Origin of the sequence: Tateyamaria sp. ANG-S1, assembly GCF_000814025.1 — a bacterium.
Taxonomy (GTDB): Bacteria; Pseudomonadota; Alphaproteobacteria; order Rhodobacterales; family Rhodobacteraceae; genus Tateyamaria.
In genome coordinates this window covers 483,260-501,427 of sequence record NZ_JWLL01000003.1, presented here as the reverse complement: position 1 = coordinate 501,427, position 18,168 = coordinate 483,260, and the positions used below count along the sequence as shown (strand labels likewise).

Genomic DNA, 18,168 nt, shown 5'->3' with positions numbered 1-18,168 from the left:
CAGACATAGAACCAGGCCCCCGGGTTCACAAGAACACCGTTTGGGATCGGCGTGTCGGCGATGTCGTTGGCCGGGCACGTTGCTGAGATGCTGCCCAAATCGTCTGCCATCCGTGCCTGTGTGTAGCCGTTTACCTGCCAGGCCGGGCCAGTTGTTGCCAGTATCGAGGCTGCCCGGGGCGCTATTCTTCGTCCTCGGTGATGAGCATCAGATCGCCAGAGGCTTCCATGTCGCGGATCGCCTTGACGATATTGCCCATCGCATCCTCGACCTCTGCCGGTTTCTGTTTTCCGGCTTCCTGCACCTCTTCCCGCAACTGATCGGCCATGCGGGCCGACATGTTGTTCAGAACAAACTCGACCGATGTGTCGAGGCCCATATCGGGGGCGCCAGCAAAGGCTGTGACCAGATCCTCCTGTTCGATGTTCCGCAGGATGCGGGGGACATCGCGCGGGGCGATGCGGGTCGGGACATTGGCGAAGGTAAAGATCGCCTTGCGGACGGCCGTGGCGAAGCCTTCGTCAGTTTCATCGAGCCCTGCCAGCATGTCATCGCGCGTCGACGATGTGGAGGAGTTGAGGATCGCGCCCACACGTTCCACCGGGCCATTGTCGAAGGCGCGCAGCGGCTCTGCGTCCATCTGGCTGGCGAGCGAGAGGCCGATGCGTTCGACGGCTTCGGGCGTGACCGCGCCGGTTTGCGATACGGCATATGTGATGGAACGGGCGCGTGGGCCGGGCAGCAGGCCCAGAAGCTCGGCGGCTTTGGACACGTCGAGTTTGGACAGCATGACGGCGGCAATCTCAACGCTTTCGTCTTCGAGGATGGGGACCAGTTTGTCGGCGTCCATCTCGCGGATGCGCTGCCACGGGTCGCCGCCGCGTTTCACGCCCGCCTCTTTGCGCAGGCGGGCCGCGGTTTGGGCGCTGATCTTGCCATCAAGCGCGTCGAGCGCGCCCGCCATGCTGCCGGGGAGGCTGAGGCCGATCCGCTCAACCTCTTCCGCGAATTCGGCAGCGATTGCTTGCAACGTGTCGCGGTCGACGACACGCATGGAGCCCATCGCCTTGGTCAGATGCGCTTGCAGGTCTTCCGGTAGCTCCTCAAGCGGGATGTCGGCCCCTTCGTTCAGCAGAAGCCGCACGACAATGGCCGCCTTGGCCCGGCGGGACAGGTTCGCGGGAGGGCGTGCCACGGGAGCAGGGGTCAAAGAAACGCCGCCGCCCGGCTGCATAGGTGCAGGGGCGGCGGACATGGGTACCAAGTCTGTCATGTCCTGCCTCGAAACGATTTGGCATCGTTGTGGCAGGCAAAGGTTGAGAATCCCTCAACCTGACCCCTCACTGTGGGCGTGGATTTAGTAGTTGTAGGTGGTCCCGGTTTCGATGGCGTCGCGCAGGCTGGCTTCGGCCCAGGTGCCGGCACCGCCGCGCTCTTGGATCTCGCGCAGTTGGATCATGGCGGCGACTGTGTCGCCCTCGACCACCTTGCCTTGGCCCATGTAGGAGCGGGCGAGGATGTTGTCGGGGTTCGCGTCGATGGCTTGTTGGTAAAAGACGTTGGCCAGTTCCAGTTGGCCGGTTTTGCGGGCGGTGAAGCCGCGATAGGTCAGCACGCGGTCTTCGGCCTGGTCAGGCATCTGGTCGAGGACGGTGTTTGCTTCGTTGTATCGCCCGGCATAGGCCAGTTCGCGCACGGCTTTGTAAAGCTCATCGGCGTCCAAATAGGACGTCTTGTCGGGGCGCACGCATTTGCCGATCTTGGCGTCCCAGACGCCGTTGACGGGCTGCGAGAAGCGGACATAAGCGTTCTGCTCAGGGTCCCACTGGCGCACGTTCAGGCAGTTCTGGGTGGTTTCCGTTTTCTTTGGTTTGGCGTTATCATCGCTGCCTGCGGCAAAGCCGGTTGTGGGCAGGGCGAGCGCCGAAGCGATGGCGGTGGTCAGGATCAGCGTGCGCAACATTGTAAGTCTCCGTCGTGAGGTGCGTCAGGTTCGATGTAGAGGTAACCCGTCGCACCTCGGTCTTATGCGATCACGAAAACGTGAGCGTCAGCCGGTGGTGGCCACGCAGCTGTTGGTGTCGGCGTCATAGACGGTGCCCGCTGCACAGGACATCGCCTGTTGTTCGAGCTTGCCGTAGTTGCAGCCCATGGCGAGGCTGAGTGTGGGGGCGAGCGTGAGGGCCAGCGCCACCAGAACGGTTTTGGTCTTCATCCTTCGTCTCCTTTGTTCGGGTGACGTAAGGGTAGGGCGGATGGGCCGTTCTGCCAAAGGAAAACAGGTTTGGGCGCATCAGGATGCGCCTTACTGCATATCTGCGGGGCAATCGTAAGGCGGAGGTGTCCTCCGCCCAAGCCCGTTCACTCCTCGGCGAAGACGCGGGCGAAGATCGTGTCGACATGCTTGGTGTGGTAGCCAAGATCGAACTTTTCCTCGATCTCTGCGGGGCTGAGGGCTGCGGTGACGTCCGCATCTGCCAGCAACTCTTCCTTGAAATCGGTACGGTGTTCCCAGACCTTGAGCGCATTGCGCTGGACGTAGGTGTAGGCGTCTTCGCGGCTCACGCCCGCTTGGGTCAGGGCCAGGAGTACCCGCTGGCTCATCACGAGGCCGGGGAACTTGTTCATGTTTTCCAGCATGTTCTCGGGGAAGATCAGCATCTTGTCGATGACGCTGGTGAGACGCGCGAGAGCGAAGTCGAGCGTGATGGTGGCGTCGGGGCCGATCATGCGTTCCACCGACGAGTGGCTGATGTCGCGTTCGTGCCAGAGGGCCACGTTCTCCATCGCCGGGATCACAGCGGAGCGGACCATGCGGGCGAGGCCCGTCAGGTTCTCGGTCAAGACGGGGTTTTTCTTGTGCGGCATGGCCGAGGAGCCTTTTTGGCCCATGGAGAAGAATTCGGCCCCTTCAAGTACTTCGGTCCGCTGCATGTGGCGGATTTCAACGGCGATGTTTTCGATGGAACTCGCCACGACGCCAAGGGTGGCGAAGAAGGCAGCGTGACGGTCGCGGGGGATGACTTGTGTGCTGATTGGTTCGGGGACGAGGCCCAGCTTGTCGCAGACATGTTCTTCGACGGCGGGGTCGATATTGGCGAAGGTGCCGACCGCGCCGCTGATCGCACCGGTGGCAATCTCGGCCCGTGCGTCACGCATGCGGCTGAGGTTGCGGTCCATTTCGGCGTAGAAGCGGGCAAAGGTCAGGCCCATTGTCGTCGGTTCCGCGTGGATGCCGTGGCTGCGCCCGATGCGGACCGTGTCCTTGTGCTCATACGCGCGGCGCTTGAGGGCGGCGAGCAGCCCTTCGAGATCGGCGATCAGGATGTCGGCGGCGTGGGTGAGCTGGACGTTGAAACAGGTGTCGAGCACGTCCGAGGAGGTCATGCCCTGGTGGACGAAGCGGGCCTCTTCACTGCCCACATGTTCGGCGAGGTGCGTGAGGAAGGCGATGACGTCGTGTTTGGTCACGGCCTCGATCTCGTCGATGCGGGCGACGTCGAACTCGACATCCTTGGCTTTCCACACGGCGTCCGCGTTTTCGCGGGGGATCACGCCCAGATCGGCCATGGCGTCACAGGCGTGCGCCTCAATCTCGTACCAGATGCGGAACTTGGTGGCCGGGTCCCAGATCGCGACCATGTCGGGGCGGGAGTAACGTGGGATCATGGGGCACCTTTTATGTCTGTCGGATCGTTGCCCGCGTCCTTAGACTGAGGTCCGGTGAACGACAAGACGAAGGCCATGATATGAGACGCTTTGCCCTGATGCTGGTGGTCCTACCGGGTGCGGCGGATGACATCACCGGGGCACGCCATGTCGACTGAGCGGGTGCTGGCGGATTTCGAGGGGGCTTGGGCGATCGAGCGTGTGATCACTCCAAAGGTCGGTGCGCCCGCGCGGTTCTCGGGGAGCGCGACGTGGACGGCGCAGGGGGATGCCCTTGCCTATGCCGAGGTGGGGACATTGTATATGGACGGGGCCGCACCCATGCAGGCGGAGCGGCGGTATCTGTGGACGCCGGGCTTGCATGTCTATTTCGATGACGGGCGGTTCTTTCACACGGTGCCTGCGGCTGGGGGGGAGGCATCGCATTGGTGCGACCCGGATTCGTATAATGTATCCTACGATTTCTCGGGCTGGCCGGACTTTCGTGCCACATGGACCGTGGAGGGGCCGCGCAAGTCCTACGTGATGACCAATCACTTTCGTCCCTCCGGGCGCTGAGCCCGCGCCGCTGCGTCTGTGATCGCAAACATTGGCTTTGCACTTGCAGAAAGCGGATGTGCTTGGCACAAGATGCGCAAATTTTTGCCACTTGGACAGGTGAGACCTCATGGAAGCGACATGGAACAACAAGGTGCTGAGCGAAGCGTTCGGCGCAAATGAGGGCACCGCCCTGCGGATCAAGCAAGCGGCCCTTGTGGTGCTGGGCATCGCCTTTCTTGCGGTTGCGGCAAAGATCAAGGTGCCGATGTGGCCCGTTCCGATCACCATGGGGACATTTGCCGTTCTGACCATCGGTGCGGCCTATGGTGCGCGTCTCGGCCTCGTGACCATCATGGGGTACATGATCGTCGGTGCGCTGGGCTTTGACGTCTTTGCCGGGTCGTCGGCCGAGAAGTTCGGTCTGGAATATATGATGGGTGGCACGGGCGGTTACCTGGTCGGTTACGTGCTGGCGACGCTGGCGCTGGGCGCCCTGGCTCGTCGCGGCTGGGACCGGTCGGTTGTGTGGATGGCTGTTGCCATGCTGCTCGGCAACGTGCTGATCTATGTGCCCGGTCTGGCGTGGCTGGGTCAACTGTACGGCTGGGACAAGCCGATCCTGGAGTGGGGTCTGACGCCCTTCCTGATCGGTGACGCGCTGAAGCTGGCGCTGGCGGCGCTGGTTCTGCCCCTGGCCTGGAAGCTGGTTGGCCGCGCGCGCGGCTGATCCAACGCCTGAGCTAAAATGAGAGGCGCGGCCCCGGGTGGGACCGCGCCTCGTTTCATTTTTGGGGACAGGTTGCGGGCCTGAGCCCTTTATGCCCTAGGTTGTCTCAAGGAGTTCGCTGGCGGGTGCGAGTTCCGTGAGCACCGTCGATGTGCGTTCGAGTGTGCGGTGCACCGGGCATTTGTCGGCTATTTCGAGCAGGCGTTGGCGTTGTGTGTCGTCAAGCTTGCCGGTCAGCGTGATCCGGCGTTTCCACTCGTCAATCTTGTCGCCTTGAGTGCCGCTTGCGTCCTGCGCGTGGACCTTGTTGTGGCTGACATCGACATGGACGTGATCCAGTGGCCACTCCTTGCGCCGCGCGTACATGCGGATGGTCATGGACGTGCAGGCGGCAAGCCCGGCAGAGAGCAATCCGTAGGGCGACAGGCCCTGGTTGGTGCCGCCATAGGCGCGCGGTTCATCGGCGAGGATGTGATGCCGCGTGCCGTGGGTGATGTCCTGTAGGAAACCCTTTGGATCGGCTTCTGAACTGCGCACGACGCCTTCAGGTGCGCCGATGGGCGGGGCGGGCGGTTTGAGTTGCAGGTATTTCTTGGCCCAGGTCGCGATGATGTCGGCGGCGTATTCGGCGTGGTCCGCGTTGGTGACGAGGTGGTCTGCATCGTCGAGGGTGACGAAACTTTTGGGGTGTTTGGCGGCGAGGAAAATCTCGCTCGCGTTGTCGATGCTGACGATGGCGTCGCGCGGGGCGTGCAGGACGAGCAGCGCGGCGTTCAGCCGGGCGATGGCGGGGTGCAGGGCTTCCTCGGCGACGTCTTCGATGAATCCTTTGCCGATGCGGAAGGGGCGGCCGCCGAGGCTGACCTCAGACTCGCCTTCTTCGATGATCTTGGGCAGGGCGTCGGCGAAGTTGTGGGTGACGTGTTCGGGGTCGAAGGGTGCGCCGATGGTGGCGACGGCCTTGATCTGGTCGAGCTGCGCCGTAGCCTTCAGCACGGCGGCGCCGCCCAAGGAATGGCCGACCAGCAGGGCGGGGGGCATGTCGCGGGTGTTGAGGTAGTCGACGGCTTTGACGAGGTCCTGCACGTTCGAGGTGAAGGACGTGTTGGCGAACTCGCCGTCGCTGTGGCCCAGACCCGTGAAGTCGAAGCGCAGGACTGCGATGCCCATTGTGGTCAGCCTTGCCGCGATGCGTCGGGCGGCGGGGATGTCCTTGCCGCAGGTGAAGCAGTGGGCGAAGACCGCTGTGGCCAGGTGCGGCCCTTCGGGCAGGTCCAGCCGTGCGTCGAGCGTTCCGGCGTGGCCGGTGAAAGTGATGCGTTCGGTGGGCATGTGTCGTCTCCTTGGCAGGGAGAATGGGGGCCGCGGGCCAAGCATGGAAGGGACATGACACGTATCTCACGCAGAGGTGTGAGTCTGACACAGTGCGTTTGTGGAGCCCAAATTGGCGGTCGGCGGATGGGCTAACGACGTGGCGACACTGTTAGAGTGCGTGTTCTTCGGCTTTGGTTTCTGAGCGATTGGGTTTGAAGTTCAGGTTCGCACGCTCGCGCCAGAAGGGCGTGTCGAAGGGGAGTGCGGCGTATTGCAGGTGCGTGCTAGCGTGTGTGCGTTCCGCCGTGCGTGCAGCGAGTGCGGCGTAGATCATGGGGGCGTCTGCGTCGCCCTCGACCGCGTCCGCGACGGCGTTTCCGGCGAAGAAGCCGCCGGAGAGCGCGTTGAAAAGCCCCTGGGATGAGATTGGGTCGAAGGCCGCACTTGCGTCGCCTGTCGCGACCCATCCGCTCTCGCTTGCGCGGTCGAGGACGGCGCTGCGGCAGTCCATTGTTGCGCAAGGCGTGGTCGATTTCGGGATTGGAATGCGGGTCAGGGTGCGTGCGGCATGCTCGAGTATGGTGCCCGGTGCGCTCAGCGCCCGTTTGGCGTTTTCCGCGCTGGTGACAAAGGCGATGGTTGAGCTGCTACGACTGGGCACGGCGTACCACCAGCCGTCTTCGGTTGCTTCGGCGACCATGGTCGGCTCGGCTTCACTGGGGGTAGTCCAGAGCAATGCCACAAGGTTGGGACCGTGCAGGGCCGTCGCACCGTTGCGACGGGCGATGTGGCTGGGTCGGCCTGTTGCGTCGATCAGGTAGGAGGGCGTGGCCGTTCGGGAGGTTCCATTTTCGGAGATGTCCACCTGCCAACCTCTGTCGTGTTTGCGGGTGTGCCCGATCCGTCCTTTGATGATCTTCACGCCCATGGTCATCGCGCGGTTCCGCATAGCAACGCTCAGTGAGTGGCGGTCAACGCCCCAACCGTGCAGGCCGAGCCCCGGTGCTGCGCCGTGAGACTGGAGATGCGCACTGCCCCAGACGCTTTCGACAGCTTTGATGCGGAGAGCGTTTTCCAACACTTGGCCCAAGCCAAGCCGTTGCATGATGGCACCTGCGCCGTGCGCGAGCATTTCGGCACGCGTCTGAGAGATGCAGTCGCCGGGATCGACAACCGTCACACTGACCCGGCGTTCTGCAAGTGCGATCGCGGCGGCCAGCCCGGCAGGCCCGCCCCCTGCGATCAGAACCTCCGGCATTAGACCTCGCCCCGGCCCAGCCGCTCGAATGTCTGTTCCTCAAGCACTTCGTCGGCGTCGGCTTTGGGTGCCGCGCGTCGGGCGAGCGTTGTGACATGCTCTTCGGTCGATTGCAGGGCGACGACATCTTGCGCCAGCTTCAGGCTTGGGTCGCCCGCTGTGAAGATCGGTGAGCGGCCCGTTTCGACAAAGCACGGATCGGGCAGACCGGACCCTTTGGGCGGCGTGTGCGCCTCGACCAGACCGGTCATCCACCATTTGTGGACCATGTTGTCGATCCGTGCTGCATAGCCGGTGCCCTGCAAATCGCGCAGCCAGAAGCGGCGATGGCTGAAGTGGCGTTGTACCTGAAGCGGGACCAGTTCCGGAGTGGTGGCAATAGTATAGGCCTCGATCGGTAACACCTGGTTCGGGACACGGGCGCCCCAAAAGCTGGGTGAGGAGAGATATAGGCTGGGCGTATAGACCAGACCTGAATTGCAGGACGCTTCGTCCGTCTGCCAGGGCACGCCCATCCAGCGGGTCAGGCTGCCGGGGCCTGTTGGGCCCCATGGCCCGTCCCAGGCAAGCGCCTGTTCGCGGCTGAGTGTGTCGCCGTAATCCTGGCGGACGGGCTCACCTTCGGGCAGGGGGCGCAGGCGGTAGGGGATGTCGGGGTTCCACATGGAGGCGAGGCGCATGGGCCATGTCATCTCGATCCCCGGGTGGAACGGCCCGCCGAGGCATTCGTGCAGTGCGGCGCGGTCCAGTTCGCGGGGTTGGTCGCAGGTGGGGATTTCGTCGAAGGCCGGGACGGTGGGGATGCCCTGCCAATCGGCTTCGAACTGGCCTAAGGCCCAGTTTTCCAGGTGTTGGTACTGGGTTTTGGTCAGGAACAGATCCTCGCGCGCGGGATTCACGAGCTTGCCCTTGTTCGGGCCGTCCAGATATCGGTCGCCGTAGGTGTCGCCATAGAACGGTGGCAGGGCGGCGTGGTTCAGCGCTTCGGTGTTGCTGTTGCGGAAGAGGTTGAAGACAGCTTGGCGGTAGGTGGCGCTTGCGTCGGTCGGGTCGGCCATTTGAGCGATGATGTCGGGATCGCGGGCATCGAGCGGTGTGCCCTGACCGGCCAAAAGCAGGATGCCGTCGCAGACCCATTGGTGCCCGGTCATACGCTCGAAGATGGGCCAGACGTCGCGGGTGAAGCTGGTGGTCGTGGGCGGCTCCAAAATCCCTTCCCGGAAGTAGAGGTCGCGTACGACATCATCCATCGTGACCACGCCGAAGAGGCCCGGTCCGAAATTGGGGGGTGCGACGATCACGTGGGCCGGTGTCGCCTCGAACGCGGTGTCGCCGATGGTGACGGTCGCCCGGACCGGGCCGTCGCTGGTGTCGTCGTGCCAGCCGTCATTGTTGGCGAATGTGGTGGGGGCGGTGCCGGGCACCAGCGGCGCGGAGTGGCCGTGGCCGCCGAAGAACAAAAGCCGACCAGCCTCGTCCGTGCGCAGTTCGCCAAGATAGACGGGTTTGCCAAAGAATGTCCCGTCGTCGAATGGCGCAGAGGTTTGATTGGGGCCGGAGATGTCGCGCGGGGAGGGCCGGATGCTGAGCCTGTCCCGGTCATCACCGTTGAAATTCGCGTTGCGTTTTGGCGGCTCAAAGACCTGGTCCGGGGGCAGGTCCATGGCGTGCTGGAAGTCGTACCAGCCCGCTTTGAGATTGGCGATTTCGACGCGCCAGTTGATTTGCGCCTCGGCTGCCGTGACCTCGCGCACCTCGCCGGAGTTCAGCGTGGCGTAGATGCGGAACCGAGCGACTTGCCGTTTCAGCCGCCCTTCGGCATCGCGGAAGCCATCGCTGTCTTGCGGTGTCGCGCCAATGACATCTGGTGCGAGGAAATACCCATCTTCGGAATTACCGACCCGTGCAACGCCAATGGCCGGATGGATCGAAATACTTTTGATGTCACCGGCGTCCATTTCCAGGTCCTTTTAAATGCATTGATAAAAATCAATTACTTGTCTGGGTCGATTTTAGAATCGTTTCTTTACTTCACGTTATGCGAGAATTGCCAATTGGCCTACGATTTGTTTTCAAAAAATCTCTTGCACCAAAAAATGGAAATGGAGTGGGGCTTTTTCCGATGAACTTTGGGGTGGGTGCCTTGCGTCAGGCCCGCCCCATCAATGCGGGGTCGAAGGGGTATGTGATCAGGTTTTCGTACCCGTCCTCTGTCACCAGCACCTGATCTTCGAGCTTGATGCTGAAGTCGCCCCCCACTGCGCCAACTGCGGCCTCTACACACAGGACCATCCCGGGTTCGAGCGGATAGTCATAGGCGCCTGTAACAGCCTGATCCGGATAGGCGACCAGGGGCCATTCATCGCAAAGACCGACGCCGTGCATGAGGCAGCCGTATTTCTGCGCCTGGAATTTGTCGTCCAGCACGTGGGTGTTTGCCGTAAGCTCCGGGATCATGACACCGGGTTTGATCATCTCCATGTTCTGCATGATGTGTTCATGGGCGTGCTGCATGGCGTAGACCATTTCGGCGCGTGGTGTCTGGTCCCCGATCCACCAGCTGCGCGAGATGTCCACGCAGATGCCGTAGCTGCCGATCAGGTCGGTGTCGAAGCTTATGATCTCGTTCTGCTGGCACACGCGGGGGCCGCATTCCTGAAACCACGGGTTGGTGCGTGGGCCCGAGGAGAGGAGCCGCGTTTCGATCCATTCGCCACCACGTTTGATGTTTTCGGCGTGCAGGATGGCCCAGATGTCATCCTCGCACGTTGTGCCGTCGCCGACATTGGCGCGTGCGAAATCTTCCATCGCTTGTACGGAGGCTTCGCAGGCGTTCACGGCGCAGCGCATGGCGAGGATCTCGTCCGGTCCCTTGATGGAACGGGATTTCTCCGTGACTTCCTCGCCGTCCATGACGGTGAACCCCTGTGCCTCAAGTGCACGCAGGCCGTGGACCATTGGCTTGTCCACGGCGAGGCGTGTCAGCCCGCGCGCATGTGCGGCACAGATCTCGCGCACGCTGTTGGCGAACAGATCCGCAGCGACGTCGACCTTGTCGCCGCGGTCGAAATAGAACAGGTCGGCACCGTGCCGGACCTCGCGCACCAGCGGGTTGAACGAGGACAGAAAGGGTGCGTTCTTGTAATCCCAGATCACCATGTAGCCGTCGGCGCACAGCAGCACGGCGCGGAACGGGTTGTGCGCGTTCCAGAGTTGCATGTTGGTGGTGTCGGTGGCGTAGCGGATGTTGAGCGGGTCGAACATCAAAAGGCCCGCGTAGTCGCGGTCCACGATATGTTGGGTGAGCCTGCGCCAGCGGTATTCGCGCATGTTGGCGAGGTTGGGCAGGGTCAGCCCGGCAGCGTCCCACTCCTGAAAGGCAAGTTGGGTGGGGCCGATTTCGATCCGGTTGGCATCGTTTGGTGTGCCGTCGCCAAGTGTCGCGCCAAGGCGTGGATCGATCTTGCGGCTGTCCCGGTAATGCTGGTTCATTTGGCTGTCCTCCCGCCGGGTCAGCGTGCAGCGGAATGCGCGCGGCGAATTGCCAGATTCCGACAGGCTTTTGGCGTTTTTTTCCGCTGGAGGGGTGGTGGGCCGCGTGGCACAACGGGCCATGACCGCGATTTTGCAGACGCATTTGCCCGATGATATGCGCGTGGCGCGTGCCTTGCCGGGCATTCAGCCCGAGCGTGGGCCGTGGTTGCGTGTCGATGACGCCTATGCCGCGCAGATGGCGCGCCGGGAGGCGCTGTTGGCGGAGCAACCTGCCGATGTGCTGTATCTTGATCCGCTGGCGCGACCCGCGGCGGAGGAACTGCTGGAAAGCGTTCTGGACTGCCTGCCTGCTCTCGGGTTCGAGATGGGCGAGGCGCAGCTGATCTGCCCGGATGGGCGCTGCGTTCCAATGGACCGCACCGCGCCTTTGGAGACGCTTGGGCGGCTGTGCCAGAACGATTTCGTGTTGATGGAAAAGCGCGGTGACGCGCATGTGTTGACCGGGGCTGTCTTATGTTTTCCGGCCTCGTGGCGGCTCAGCGAAAAGGCGGGGCGTCCGCTGATCGATATTCACATCCCGGTTGAGGACTACACCGACGATCTGGCCCGTCGTGTCCAGCGGCTGTTTGACGGGATCCAGGTAGGACGTCCGCTGTGGCGGTTCAATCAGCTTTGGTACGAGGACCCGGAATTGTTTCAGCCCCGCTCGCAGTTTGAACCACGGCGTGTCGGGGCCGGGTCACAGGATGGGTCGTACTACCGGACCGAACGGCAAACGCTGTTGCGCCTGCCGCAGAGCCGGGCAGTGGTGTTTGCGATCCACACCTACGTATTGGCCCGCGCCGACGTGCCACCCTTGGAGTAGGCGGGCGGCACGCCCGCCTTACGAGGTATCATGCGCCGGACCAGGCATCGTTGATGATGACATGCGGTTGCCCGTTCGAGGTGACGCGCAGCGAGCGGCCCTTGCCGTTCACCACGCAATTCACCTGTTTGCGCCAGGCTGAGAATTGTCGCGACTGCACCACGTCAATCGCATCGTCAAACCGCAAGGTCAGCGCGTGCCGACCACCCGGCATAAGCCGCGCGGCTTTGACGAACCCACAGAAGCGATGGCCCAGATACCGGCCACTGACGCGCTGCCCTGGGGCATAGCCTTGCTGCGGCGCATCCTGGGCCCGCGCGCTGAGCGTGTTCCAATCCCGCGCGCCCCATTGGCGGGCGACGGTTTCAAGGGCTTCTGCGTGCGTCAACGGCGTGCCTGCCGCGTTGACCGTCTGTCGCAAACGTTTGGCCTGCGCCTTGAGCGCAGATCGTGAGGGTAGGGGGATATCCATATCCAGCTCCGTTATACGGTCGCGTGGTTTGGCGTTCGGGGCTCCGCGTTGCCGAGGCTGCGACCGTGAAAGAGGTCGGACAATCAGGACTTCACCACGATGCGGAGGGCAGGGGCCTGAACCCTATGCGCGGCTGATACGCCGATATGTGCGGGGGCGCAAGTGTCCGCTCGCGCCGTTTGCTCGGGCCTCAGCCGTCGATCCGGGCGCCCATGATCGCGATGGACTGCTGGTAGACGGTGGCTGCATTCCACTGTTTGATCACGGCAAAGTTCGGTTGGCCCTGTTGGTAGCCCTGACCCGGTTTCCAGCCCTTTTGACGCAGGAAGTTTGCCGTCGATGCCAGGGCATCGGTTTGGTTGTAGAGATCGACACGGCCGTCGCCGTTGGCGTCGACGCCATATGTCAGCGCGTTGCCGGGCAGGAACTGTGTATGCCCCAACTCGCCATGTTTCGCGCCCTTGGTGGCACCGGTAATGGAGCCTTGATCGACCAGTTTAAGCGCGCCGATCGCGTGTGGTTTGAAGAAATCAGAGCGGCGGCAGTCATAGGTCAGAGTGACGATGGCGGATACGACCGAGCTGTCCCCCATGAAGCCACCAAAGGCCGTTTCCATGCCGTGGATTGCAATCAGAACACCGGCGGGCACGCCGTATTGGCGTTCAAGCGCTGCGTAGAAATCCGGGCTTCGCGCTTTGCGCTTGCGGCCTTGCGCAACAATCGTATCAGCCCCACGGACCTGCATGAACTTGTCGAGGCTGTAGCGGAATGACTTTTGATTGCGGTCTGCCGCGATGGTGCGGGTGGCGTATGTGGCACCTGCGAGGGCCTGAAGGCCGCGGGATTGGACACCGGCCCGCTTTGCTTCGGCTGCAAAACCAGCCTTCCACGCTTCAAATCCGGCAGATGTATTCCCGCATTGTGCATGCGCAACTTGCGCTGCCAGACCGAGTGCCGCGGCGAAGGTACCGCCGAGCAAATGTTTCAAACACATCTGTCTTCCTCCCTCTGACAGTGCTGACTTGGGGTAGCGCGCGCATATGCGTCACCCCAAGCTTTTTCTATATGTCTTCAGGCCATGTGCGTGAGGATCATGTGGAGCCCCATAATAACCGAGGCCGCTACACAAACGCGGAGGCAAAATTGAGTTGTCGTCATATAATTCACCACTTTTAAAGTATTAATAAAGGTATGGTCTCGCTGTAGCGCGTTTGATGCAAGTCAGGAATACACCACCTCTGCTGCGCCGCAGCGAGATAGGCGAAAATACGCTCATGTTTTGAGCGCTGTCGGGGCAGGGCGCTGTTTGCAAAGGGTTTTGCTCTGCCTGCAATCGCGGCAGGCCGCTGGATTTTCGCGCGATGGTAGTGAAGTAGATTCCCTTTGAGATGGCTTTGGAAGCGTAAAATGTTGGGCACAAACTGTCCGAACGCTGCCGTTTGGAAGGCTCGTCCCTTTTTCATTTGCAGATATATACCGATTTGGCATGGGCCCTGACAAAATGCAGAAGCTGCGTTGATCCGAGGCGTCGCCACGCCTTAGGAAATGGCCGGAGGAGGTCAGGTTGAACGCAGTTCCTGAGTAGGCTTGGCCCAGCCGCCGACCGCATAAAAAAAGCGCCCCAAAATTGGGGCGCTTCAAGTTTCAACTGCCAGGGAGGATCAGCAGCTGTAGTACATGCCGAACTCAACCGGGTGCGGTGTGTGTTCGTATGTTTCGATCTCTTCCATCTTGAGTGCGATGTAGCCCTCGATCTGGTCCTTGGTGAACACGTCACCGGCCAGTAGGAAGTCCATGTCGGCTTCCAGCTCTTCCATGGCTTCACGCAGCGAACCACAGACGGTCGGGATACCGGCCAGCTCTTCTGGCGGCAGATCGTAGAGGTCCTTGTCCGAAGGATCGCCGGGATGGATCTTGTTCTGGATGCCGTCGAGGCCAGCCATCAGCAGCGCTGCAAAGCACAGGTAGGGGTTGGCCGACGGATCGGGGAAGCGTGCTTCAACCCGCTTGGCTTTGGGCGACTCGGTCCATGGGATCCGGACGCAGCCCGAGCGGTTGCGGGCCGAGTAGGCGCGCAGCACGGGGGCTTCAAAGCCGGGGATCAGACGCTTGTAGCTGTTGGTCGACGGGTTGGTGAAGGCGTTGAGGGCCTTGGCGTGCTTCAGGATGCCGCCGATGAAGTACAGGGCTTCGTCGGACAGATCGGCGTATTTGTCGCCTGCGAACAGCGGCTTGCCGTCTTTCCAGATCGACATGTTGCAGTGCATGCCGGTGCCGTTGTCGCCCGCGATGGGTTTGGGCATGAACGTGGCCGACTTGCCGTAGGCGGCGGCGACGTTGTGGATGACATACTTGTATTTCTGCAGCTCATCAGCTTGCTTGGTCAGGCTGTCAAAGATCAGACCCAGCTCGTGCTGACAGGACGCCACTTCGTGGTGGTGCTTGTCGACCTTCATGCCGAGGCGCTTCATGGTGGACAGCATCTCGGAACGCAGGTCCTGGCTTTCGTCCGTGGGGTTCACGGGGAAGTAGCCGCCCTTGACGCCGGGACGGTGGCCCATGTTGCCCATCTCGTATTCGGTGTCGGTGTTCCAGGACGCGTCGGTTGCGTCGACTTCGTAGGACACTTTGTTGATCGAGTTCGAGAAGCGGACGTCGTCGAACAAGAAGAATTCAGCTTCGGGGCCGAAGAAGGCCGTGTCGCCGATGCCGGAGGATTTCAGGTAAGCTTCGGCTTTTTCTGCGGTGCCGCGCGGGTCGCGGTCATAGGCTTCGCCCGTGTCGGGCTCCACGACCGAGCAGTGCACGCAGATCGTTTTTTCGGCGTAGAACGGATCGACATAGGCGCTGTTCTGGTCGGGCATCAATTTCATGTCGGAGGCTTCAATCGACTTCCAGCCTGCGATGGAGGAGCCGTCAAACATAAAACCTTCTTCAAGGAAGTCTTCGTCGACCTGGTCGGCCATGACGGTGACGTGCTGCAGCTTGCCGCGCGGGTCTGTAAAGCGGATGTCGACGTACTCGGCGCCTTCTTCCTTGATCATATCGAGAACGGGGTTGGCCATTCCTATGTGTCCTTCCTGACGTTTGGTATTGAGTTACAGCGCGTCCGAGCCGGTTTCACCGGTACGGATGCGGATAGTCTGTTCGATGGGGGTGACAAAGATCTTCCCGTCGCCGATTTTCTCGGTCTTGGCAGCATCAACGATGGCTGCGATGGCGGCGTCGACCTGATCGTCGTCAAGCACGACTTCGACTTTCACCTTGGGCAGGAAGTCGACCACGTATTCGGCACCGCGATACAATTCGGTATGACCCTTTTGGCGCCCAAACCCTTTCACTTCGATGACCGAAAGCCCTTGAACACCAACTTCTTGCAGTGCCTCTTTTACCTCATCAAGCTTGAAGGGCTTAATGATTGCTTCGATCTTCTTCATGGGCTGGCCTCCCTTTGTCGCGCCTTGGATTGGGATGGACCATTTCCGGGTTTGGGACGTCCATGGGATGCGGTAGAGAATAGGCGCGCGTCGCACCGATTGTGAGGTGTGCGCACTCCGATTGTGCAAAGCGCACAAAAAATGTGCGAAATAAAAACTTTGGAGATTTCAGCATGACTGAACTGCTGACGGCTGCACAGATGCGGGGGCTTGAACAGGCGGCGATTGAGTCGGGGGCGGTGACGGGCCTGGAGTTGATGGAGCGCGCAGGCGCAGGTGTGGTCGAGGCGGTCTTCGAGGAGTGGCCAAAGCTACGGCAGGGCGCGCATCGGGCCGTTGTGCTGTGCGGTCCCGGCAACAATGGGGGTGACGGTTTTGTGGTGGCGCGCCTACTGCATGGACGCGGTTGGACCATCGAAGTGTTTCTATACGGCGATGCGGAGAAATTGCCGCCGGATGCAAAGACGAATTATGACCGCTGGCGCATGCTCGGTGTCGTCGAGCCGATGGTGGTGGATCGGGTTGCAGAAGGCGCGCGACCGACCCTAATGGTTGATGCAATTTTTGGAACTGGCCTGACCCGGGCCATTCCGCTTGACTGTGCACTGGCGCATCATGCCGTGCGGGACCGCGACGTCGGCGACACTCACCCTTGGCTGCTGCCATACCATGTCGTCGCATTGGATTGCCCATCTGGCATGGATTGCGACAGCGGCAATTTTCTGATGCCCGAGTATCCGCCTGAGCTGCGCGATACAGAGGATGTTGATGCGCACCATGCTTGGTGGCTTGAGGATGCGTCTCAACGACTTGTGGGGACCCACCTTACAGTAACGTTTCATCGTCGTAAGGTAGGGCATTATCTGCGCTCACACGACTTCGCTCTGAGGGTCGCTGAAATCGGGCTGGGAGCCGAGGACCGGCACCCGTCGCATTTGCAGTTTCCGCGAGACCCAGAGATTGCGTGTCTTTTGGATTTTGATCCACCCAAGGGCGGAGGCCGACGCATTTGGCCCTATGATTTGCTAGATAAGGGCGTGCCGCGCTCCCTGCATAAGTTTGACCACGGCCATGCGCTGATCTTGACCGGCGGCCCGGGTCGTACGGGTGCGGCGCGCCTCGCAGCACGTGGTGCGTTGCGGATCGGGGCGGGGCTGGTCACACTGGGTGTGCCGCCCTCCGCTCAGATGGAGGTTGCGTCGCAGATCACGTCCTTGATGTTGCAACGCATCGACGATGACGATGCGTTGAACGCGCTGCTGGACGATGCCCGGATAAATGCGCTGTGCATTGGACCCGGTTTGGGCTTGCATGATCATGCAGGAGCGCTGGTGGATGCCGTGCTGGGCGGAGGATACCTCCGCCTTACGAGGCGGGTGGTTTTTGACGCAGATGCTTTGACCCTGATTGCGCGAGAACCGGGGCGCATGGAGGCCCTCAACGAACATGCGGTTTTGACGCCGCACGGCGGGGAGTTTGCGCGGCTGTTTCCTGACATTTCGGAAAAGCTGAAAGCCGTGCCGGACCGGGGTCCGGCTTACTCAAAGGTGGATGCTACGCGAGAAGCAGCCAAGCGATGCGGGGCCATCGTTCTATTCAAGGGGCCGGATACAGTGATCGCGCACCCGGATGGCTGCTGTTCCGTCCACGCTGCGGCATACGAGCGCGAGGTGCCGTGGCTTGCAACCGCTGGCGCTGGGGACGTGCTGGCCGGCTTCATCACCGGCTTGTTGGCGCGCGGTCTTGACCCAATGGCTTCTTGCGAAGCTGCTGCTTGGCTGCATGTCGAATGCGCCCGCGCCTTCGGCCCCGGCCTGATTGCCGAAGACCTACCCGAGATGCTTCCCCGGGTGTTGCGCGATTTGGGGGCCTAGGCGGCTTCGGCCCCCATCATCCTCATCGCGGGAACCGACAATTCGAGCCCGTCCGCATAAACAACATGCGGTGCTTCAAAGCCGAGCCGCACAAGGGTCATTTGCCGCGGACCGAGCGATGTAATGAACTCATCGTCGATCAGACATCCGGCGGGCATCACCGCTTGGGCCGCGCCGCGCATCGCCCTGGCCCGCCAGTCGCGCACCAGCACCATCTGGGCGGCGGGGATAATGACATGGTGCGTCGGCTTCGTATCCCCGAGCGATCCGGCGGCGATCTTCACCGCCTCATCCGTCGTGCGGTAGGATTGTGTCGCAGTCAGCGGGACCATCCCGGCGTTGCGGGTGACGATACGATCCCCTGCCGAGAGATACTCGACCGGGATTTCACCATCGGATGTCAAAAGAAGCGTGCCGGACACAAGTCCGACATGCGCGATATCAATGCGCAAAGGGGGCATCCGCCCGACCGTTTCGCGCCCGACCGTTTTCGGTTTCATGGCGTCTCTTTCTGTAA

17 protein-coding genes are annotated in these 18,168 nt (G+C 61.7%); 4 read left to right on the top strand and 13 right to left on the bottom strand.

All coding sequences use genetic code 11. From position 1 onward, the window contains the following. Positions 1-181: 181 nt before the first annotated feature. From RA29_RS04305 to purB, 4 genes are all read right to left on the bottom strand, one after another. Positions 182-1,273 (bottom strand): FliG C-terminal domain-containing protein, encoded by a 1,092-nt coding sequence (locus RA29_RS04305; RefSeq protein WP_082029427.1) that lies wholly within the window; start codon positions 1,271-1,273, stop codon positions 182-184. An 84-nt stretch (positions 1,274-1,357) separates the two neighbouring features. Further along, positions 1,358-1,963, bottom strand: a complete 606-nt coding sequence (locus tag RA29_RS04300; RefSeq protein WP_039683205.1) for a hypothetical protein — start codon at positions 1,961-1,963, stop codon at positions 1,358-1,360. Between the two features lie 87 nt (positions 1,964-2,050). After that, positions 2,051-2,215, bottom strand: coding sequence for a carbohydrate-binding module family 14 protein (locus RA29_RS22750; RefSeq protein WP_152612928.1), 165 nt, complete (start codon positions 2,213-2,215; stop codon positions 2,051-2,053). A 146-nt stretch (positions 2,216-2,361) separates the two neighbouring features. Beyond that, complete coding sequence (purB, locus tag RA29_RS04295) at positions 2,362-3,669, bottom strand: adenylosuccinate lyase (RefSeq protein WP_039683203.1); 1,308 nt, start codon at positions 3,667-3,669, stop codon at positions 2,362-2,364. 147 nt (positions 3,670-3,816) lie between these two features. Here purB and RA29_RS04290 point away from each other — a divergent pair, with 147 nt between their 5' ends. Together RA29_RS04290 and RA29_RS04285 are read left to right on the top strand one after the other, a co-directional pair. Further along, on the top strand, positions 3,817-4,227 hold the full coding sequence (locus RA29_RS04290) for a DUF6314 family protein (RefSeq protein ID WP_039683956.1): 411 nt from the start codon (positions 3,817-3,819) through the stop codon (positions 4,225-4,227). Between the two features lie 109 nt (positions 4,228-4,336). Continuing rightward, entirely contained in the window at positions 4,337-4,936 is a 600-nt protein-coding gene (locus tag RA29_RS04285) for a biotin transporter BioY (RefSeq protein ID WP_039683201.1), read from the top strand. Positions 4,937-5,032: 96 nt separating this feature from the next. On the opposite strand, the gene RA29_RS04280 is transcribed toward RA29_RS04285, so the two are convergent. From RA29_RS04280 to dddP, 4 genes are all read right to left on the bottom strand, one after another. Continuing rightward, positions 5,033-6,268, bottom strand: coding sequence for a bifunctional alpha/beta hydrolase/OsmC family protein (locus tag RA29_RS04280; protein WP_039683199.1), 1,236 nt, complete (start codon positions 6,266-6,268; stop codon positions 5,033-5,035). Positions 6,269-6,419: 151 nt separating this feature from the next. Continuing rightward, positions 6,420-7,508, bottom strand: a complete 1,089-nt coding sequence (locus RA29_RS04275) for a tryptophan 7-halogenase (protein ID WP_052249459.1) — start codon at positions 7,506-7,508, stop codon at positions 6,420-6,422. Then, positions 7,508-9,466 carry a LodA/GoxA family CTQ-dependent oxidase gene (locus tag RA29_RS04265; RefSeq protein WP_052249458.1) on the bottom strand — a complete coding sequence of 653 codons (1,959 nt, stop codon included), beginning with the start codon at positions 9,464-9,466 and terminating at the stop codon, positions 7,508-7,510. The genes RA29_RS04275 and RA29_RS04265 overlap by 1 nt, the downstream gene beginning before the upstream one ends. 190 nt (positions 9,467-9,656) lie before the next feature. Next, positions 9,657-11,000, bottom strand: coding sequence for a dimethylsulfonioproprionate lyase DddP (dddP, locus tag RA29_RS04260; protein ID WP_039683193.1), 1,344 nt, complete (start codon positions 10,998-11,000; stop codon positions 9,657-9,659). 121 nt (positions 11,001-11,121) lie between these two features. On the opposite strand from dddP, the gene RA29_RS04255 reads away from it, so the two are divergent. Beyond that, the gene (locus tag RA29_RS04255; RefSeq protein ID WP_039683952.1) at positions 11,122-11,868 is read left to right on the top strand and encodes a DUF3445 domain-containing protein; all 747 of its coding nucleotides are present in this window, start codon (positions 11,122-11,124) and stop codon (positions 11,866-11,868) included. A gap of 28 nt (positions 11,869-11,896) precedes the next feature. On the opposite strand, the gene RA29_RS04250 is transcribed toward RA29_RS04255, so the two are convergent. From RA29_RS04250 to RA29_RS04235, 4 genes are all read right to left on the bottom strand, one after another. Next, positions 11,897-12,340 (bottom strand): glyoxalase superfamily protein, encoded by a 444-nt coding sequence (locus RA29_RS04250; RefSeq protein ID WP_039683191.1) that lies wholly within the window; start codon positions 12,338-12,340, stop codon positions 11,897-11,899. 190 nt (positions 12,341-12,530) lie between these two features. Next, a complete protein-coding gene (locus RA29_RS04245) occupies positions 12,531-13,334 on the bottom strand; it encodes a lytic transglycosylase domain-containing protein (RefSeq protein WP_052249457.1) in 804 nt (267 codons plus the stop codon). A gap of 667 nt (positions 13,335-14,001) precedes the next feature. Beyond that, positions 14,002-15,405, bottom strand: coding sequence for a type I glutamate--ammonia ligase (glnA, locus tag RA29_RS04240; RefSeq protein WP_039683190.1), 1,404 nt, complete (start codon positions 15,403-15,405; stop codon positions 14,002-14,004). A 33-nt stretch (positions 15,406-15,438) separates the two neighbouring features. Further along, a complete protein-coding gene (locus RA29_RS04235) occupies positions 15,439-15,777 on the bottom strand; it encodes a P-II family nitrogen regulator (RefSeq protein WP_039683188.1) in 339 nt (112 codons plus the stop codon). Positions 15,778-15,950: 173 nt separating this feature from the next. Between RA29_RS04235 and RA29_RS04230 the strand changes: the two genes are divergently transcribed. Continuing rightward, the gene (locus RA29_RS04230; protein ID WP_039683186.1) at positions 15,951-17,651 is read left to right on the top strand and encodes a bifunctional ADP-dependent NAD(P)H-hydrate dehydratase/NAD(P)H-hydrate epimerase; all 1,701 of its coding nucleotides are present in this window, start codon (positions 15,951-15,953) and stop codon (positions 17,649-17,651) included. On the opposite strand, the gene RA29_RS04225 is transcribed toward RA29_RS04230, so the two are convergent. After that, positions 17,648-18,151 carry a Hint domain-containing protein gene (locus RA29_RS04225; RefSeq protein ID WP_039683184.1) on the bottom strand — a complete coding sequence of 168 codons (504 nt, stop codon included), beginning with the start codon at positions 18,149-18,151 and terminating at the stop codon, positions 17,648-17,650. The genes RA29_RS04230 and RA29_RS04225 overlap by 4 nt on opposite strands. Between the last annotated feature and the right edge of the window lie 17 nt (positions 18,152-18,168).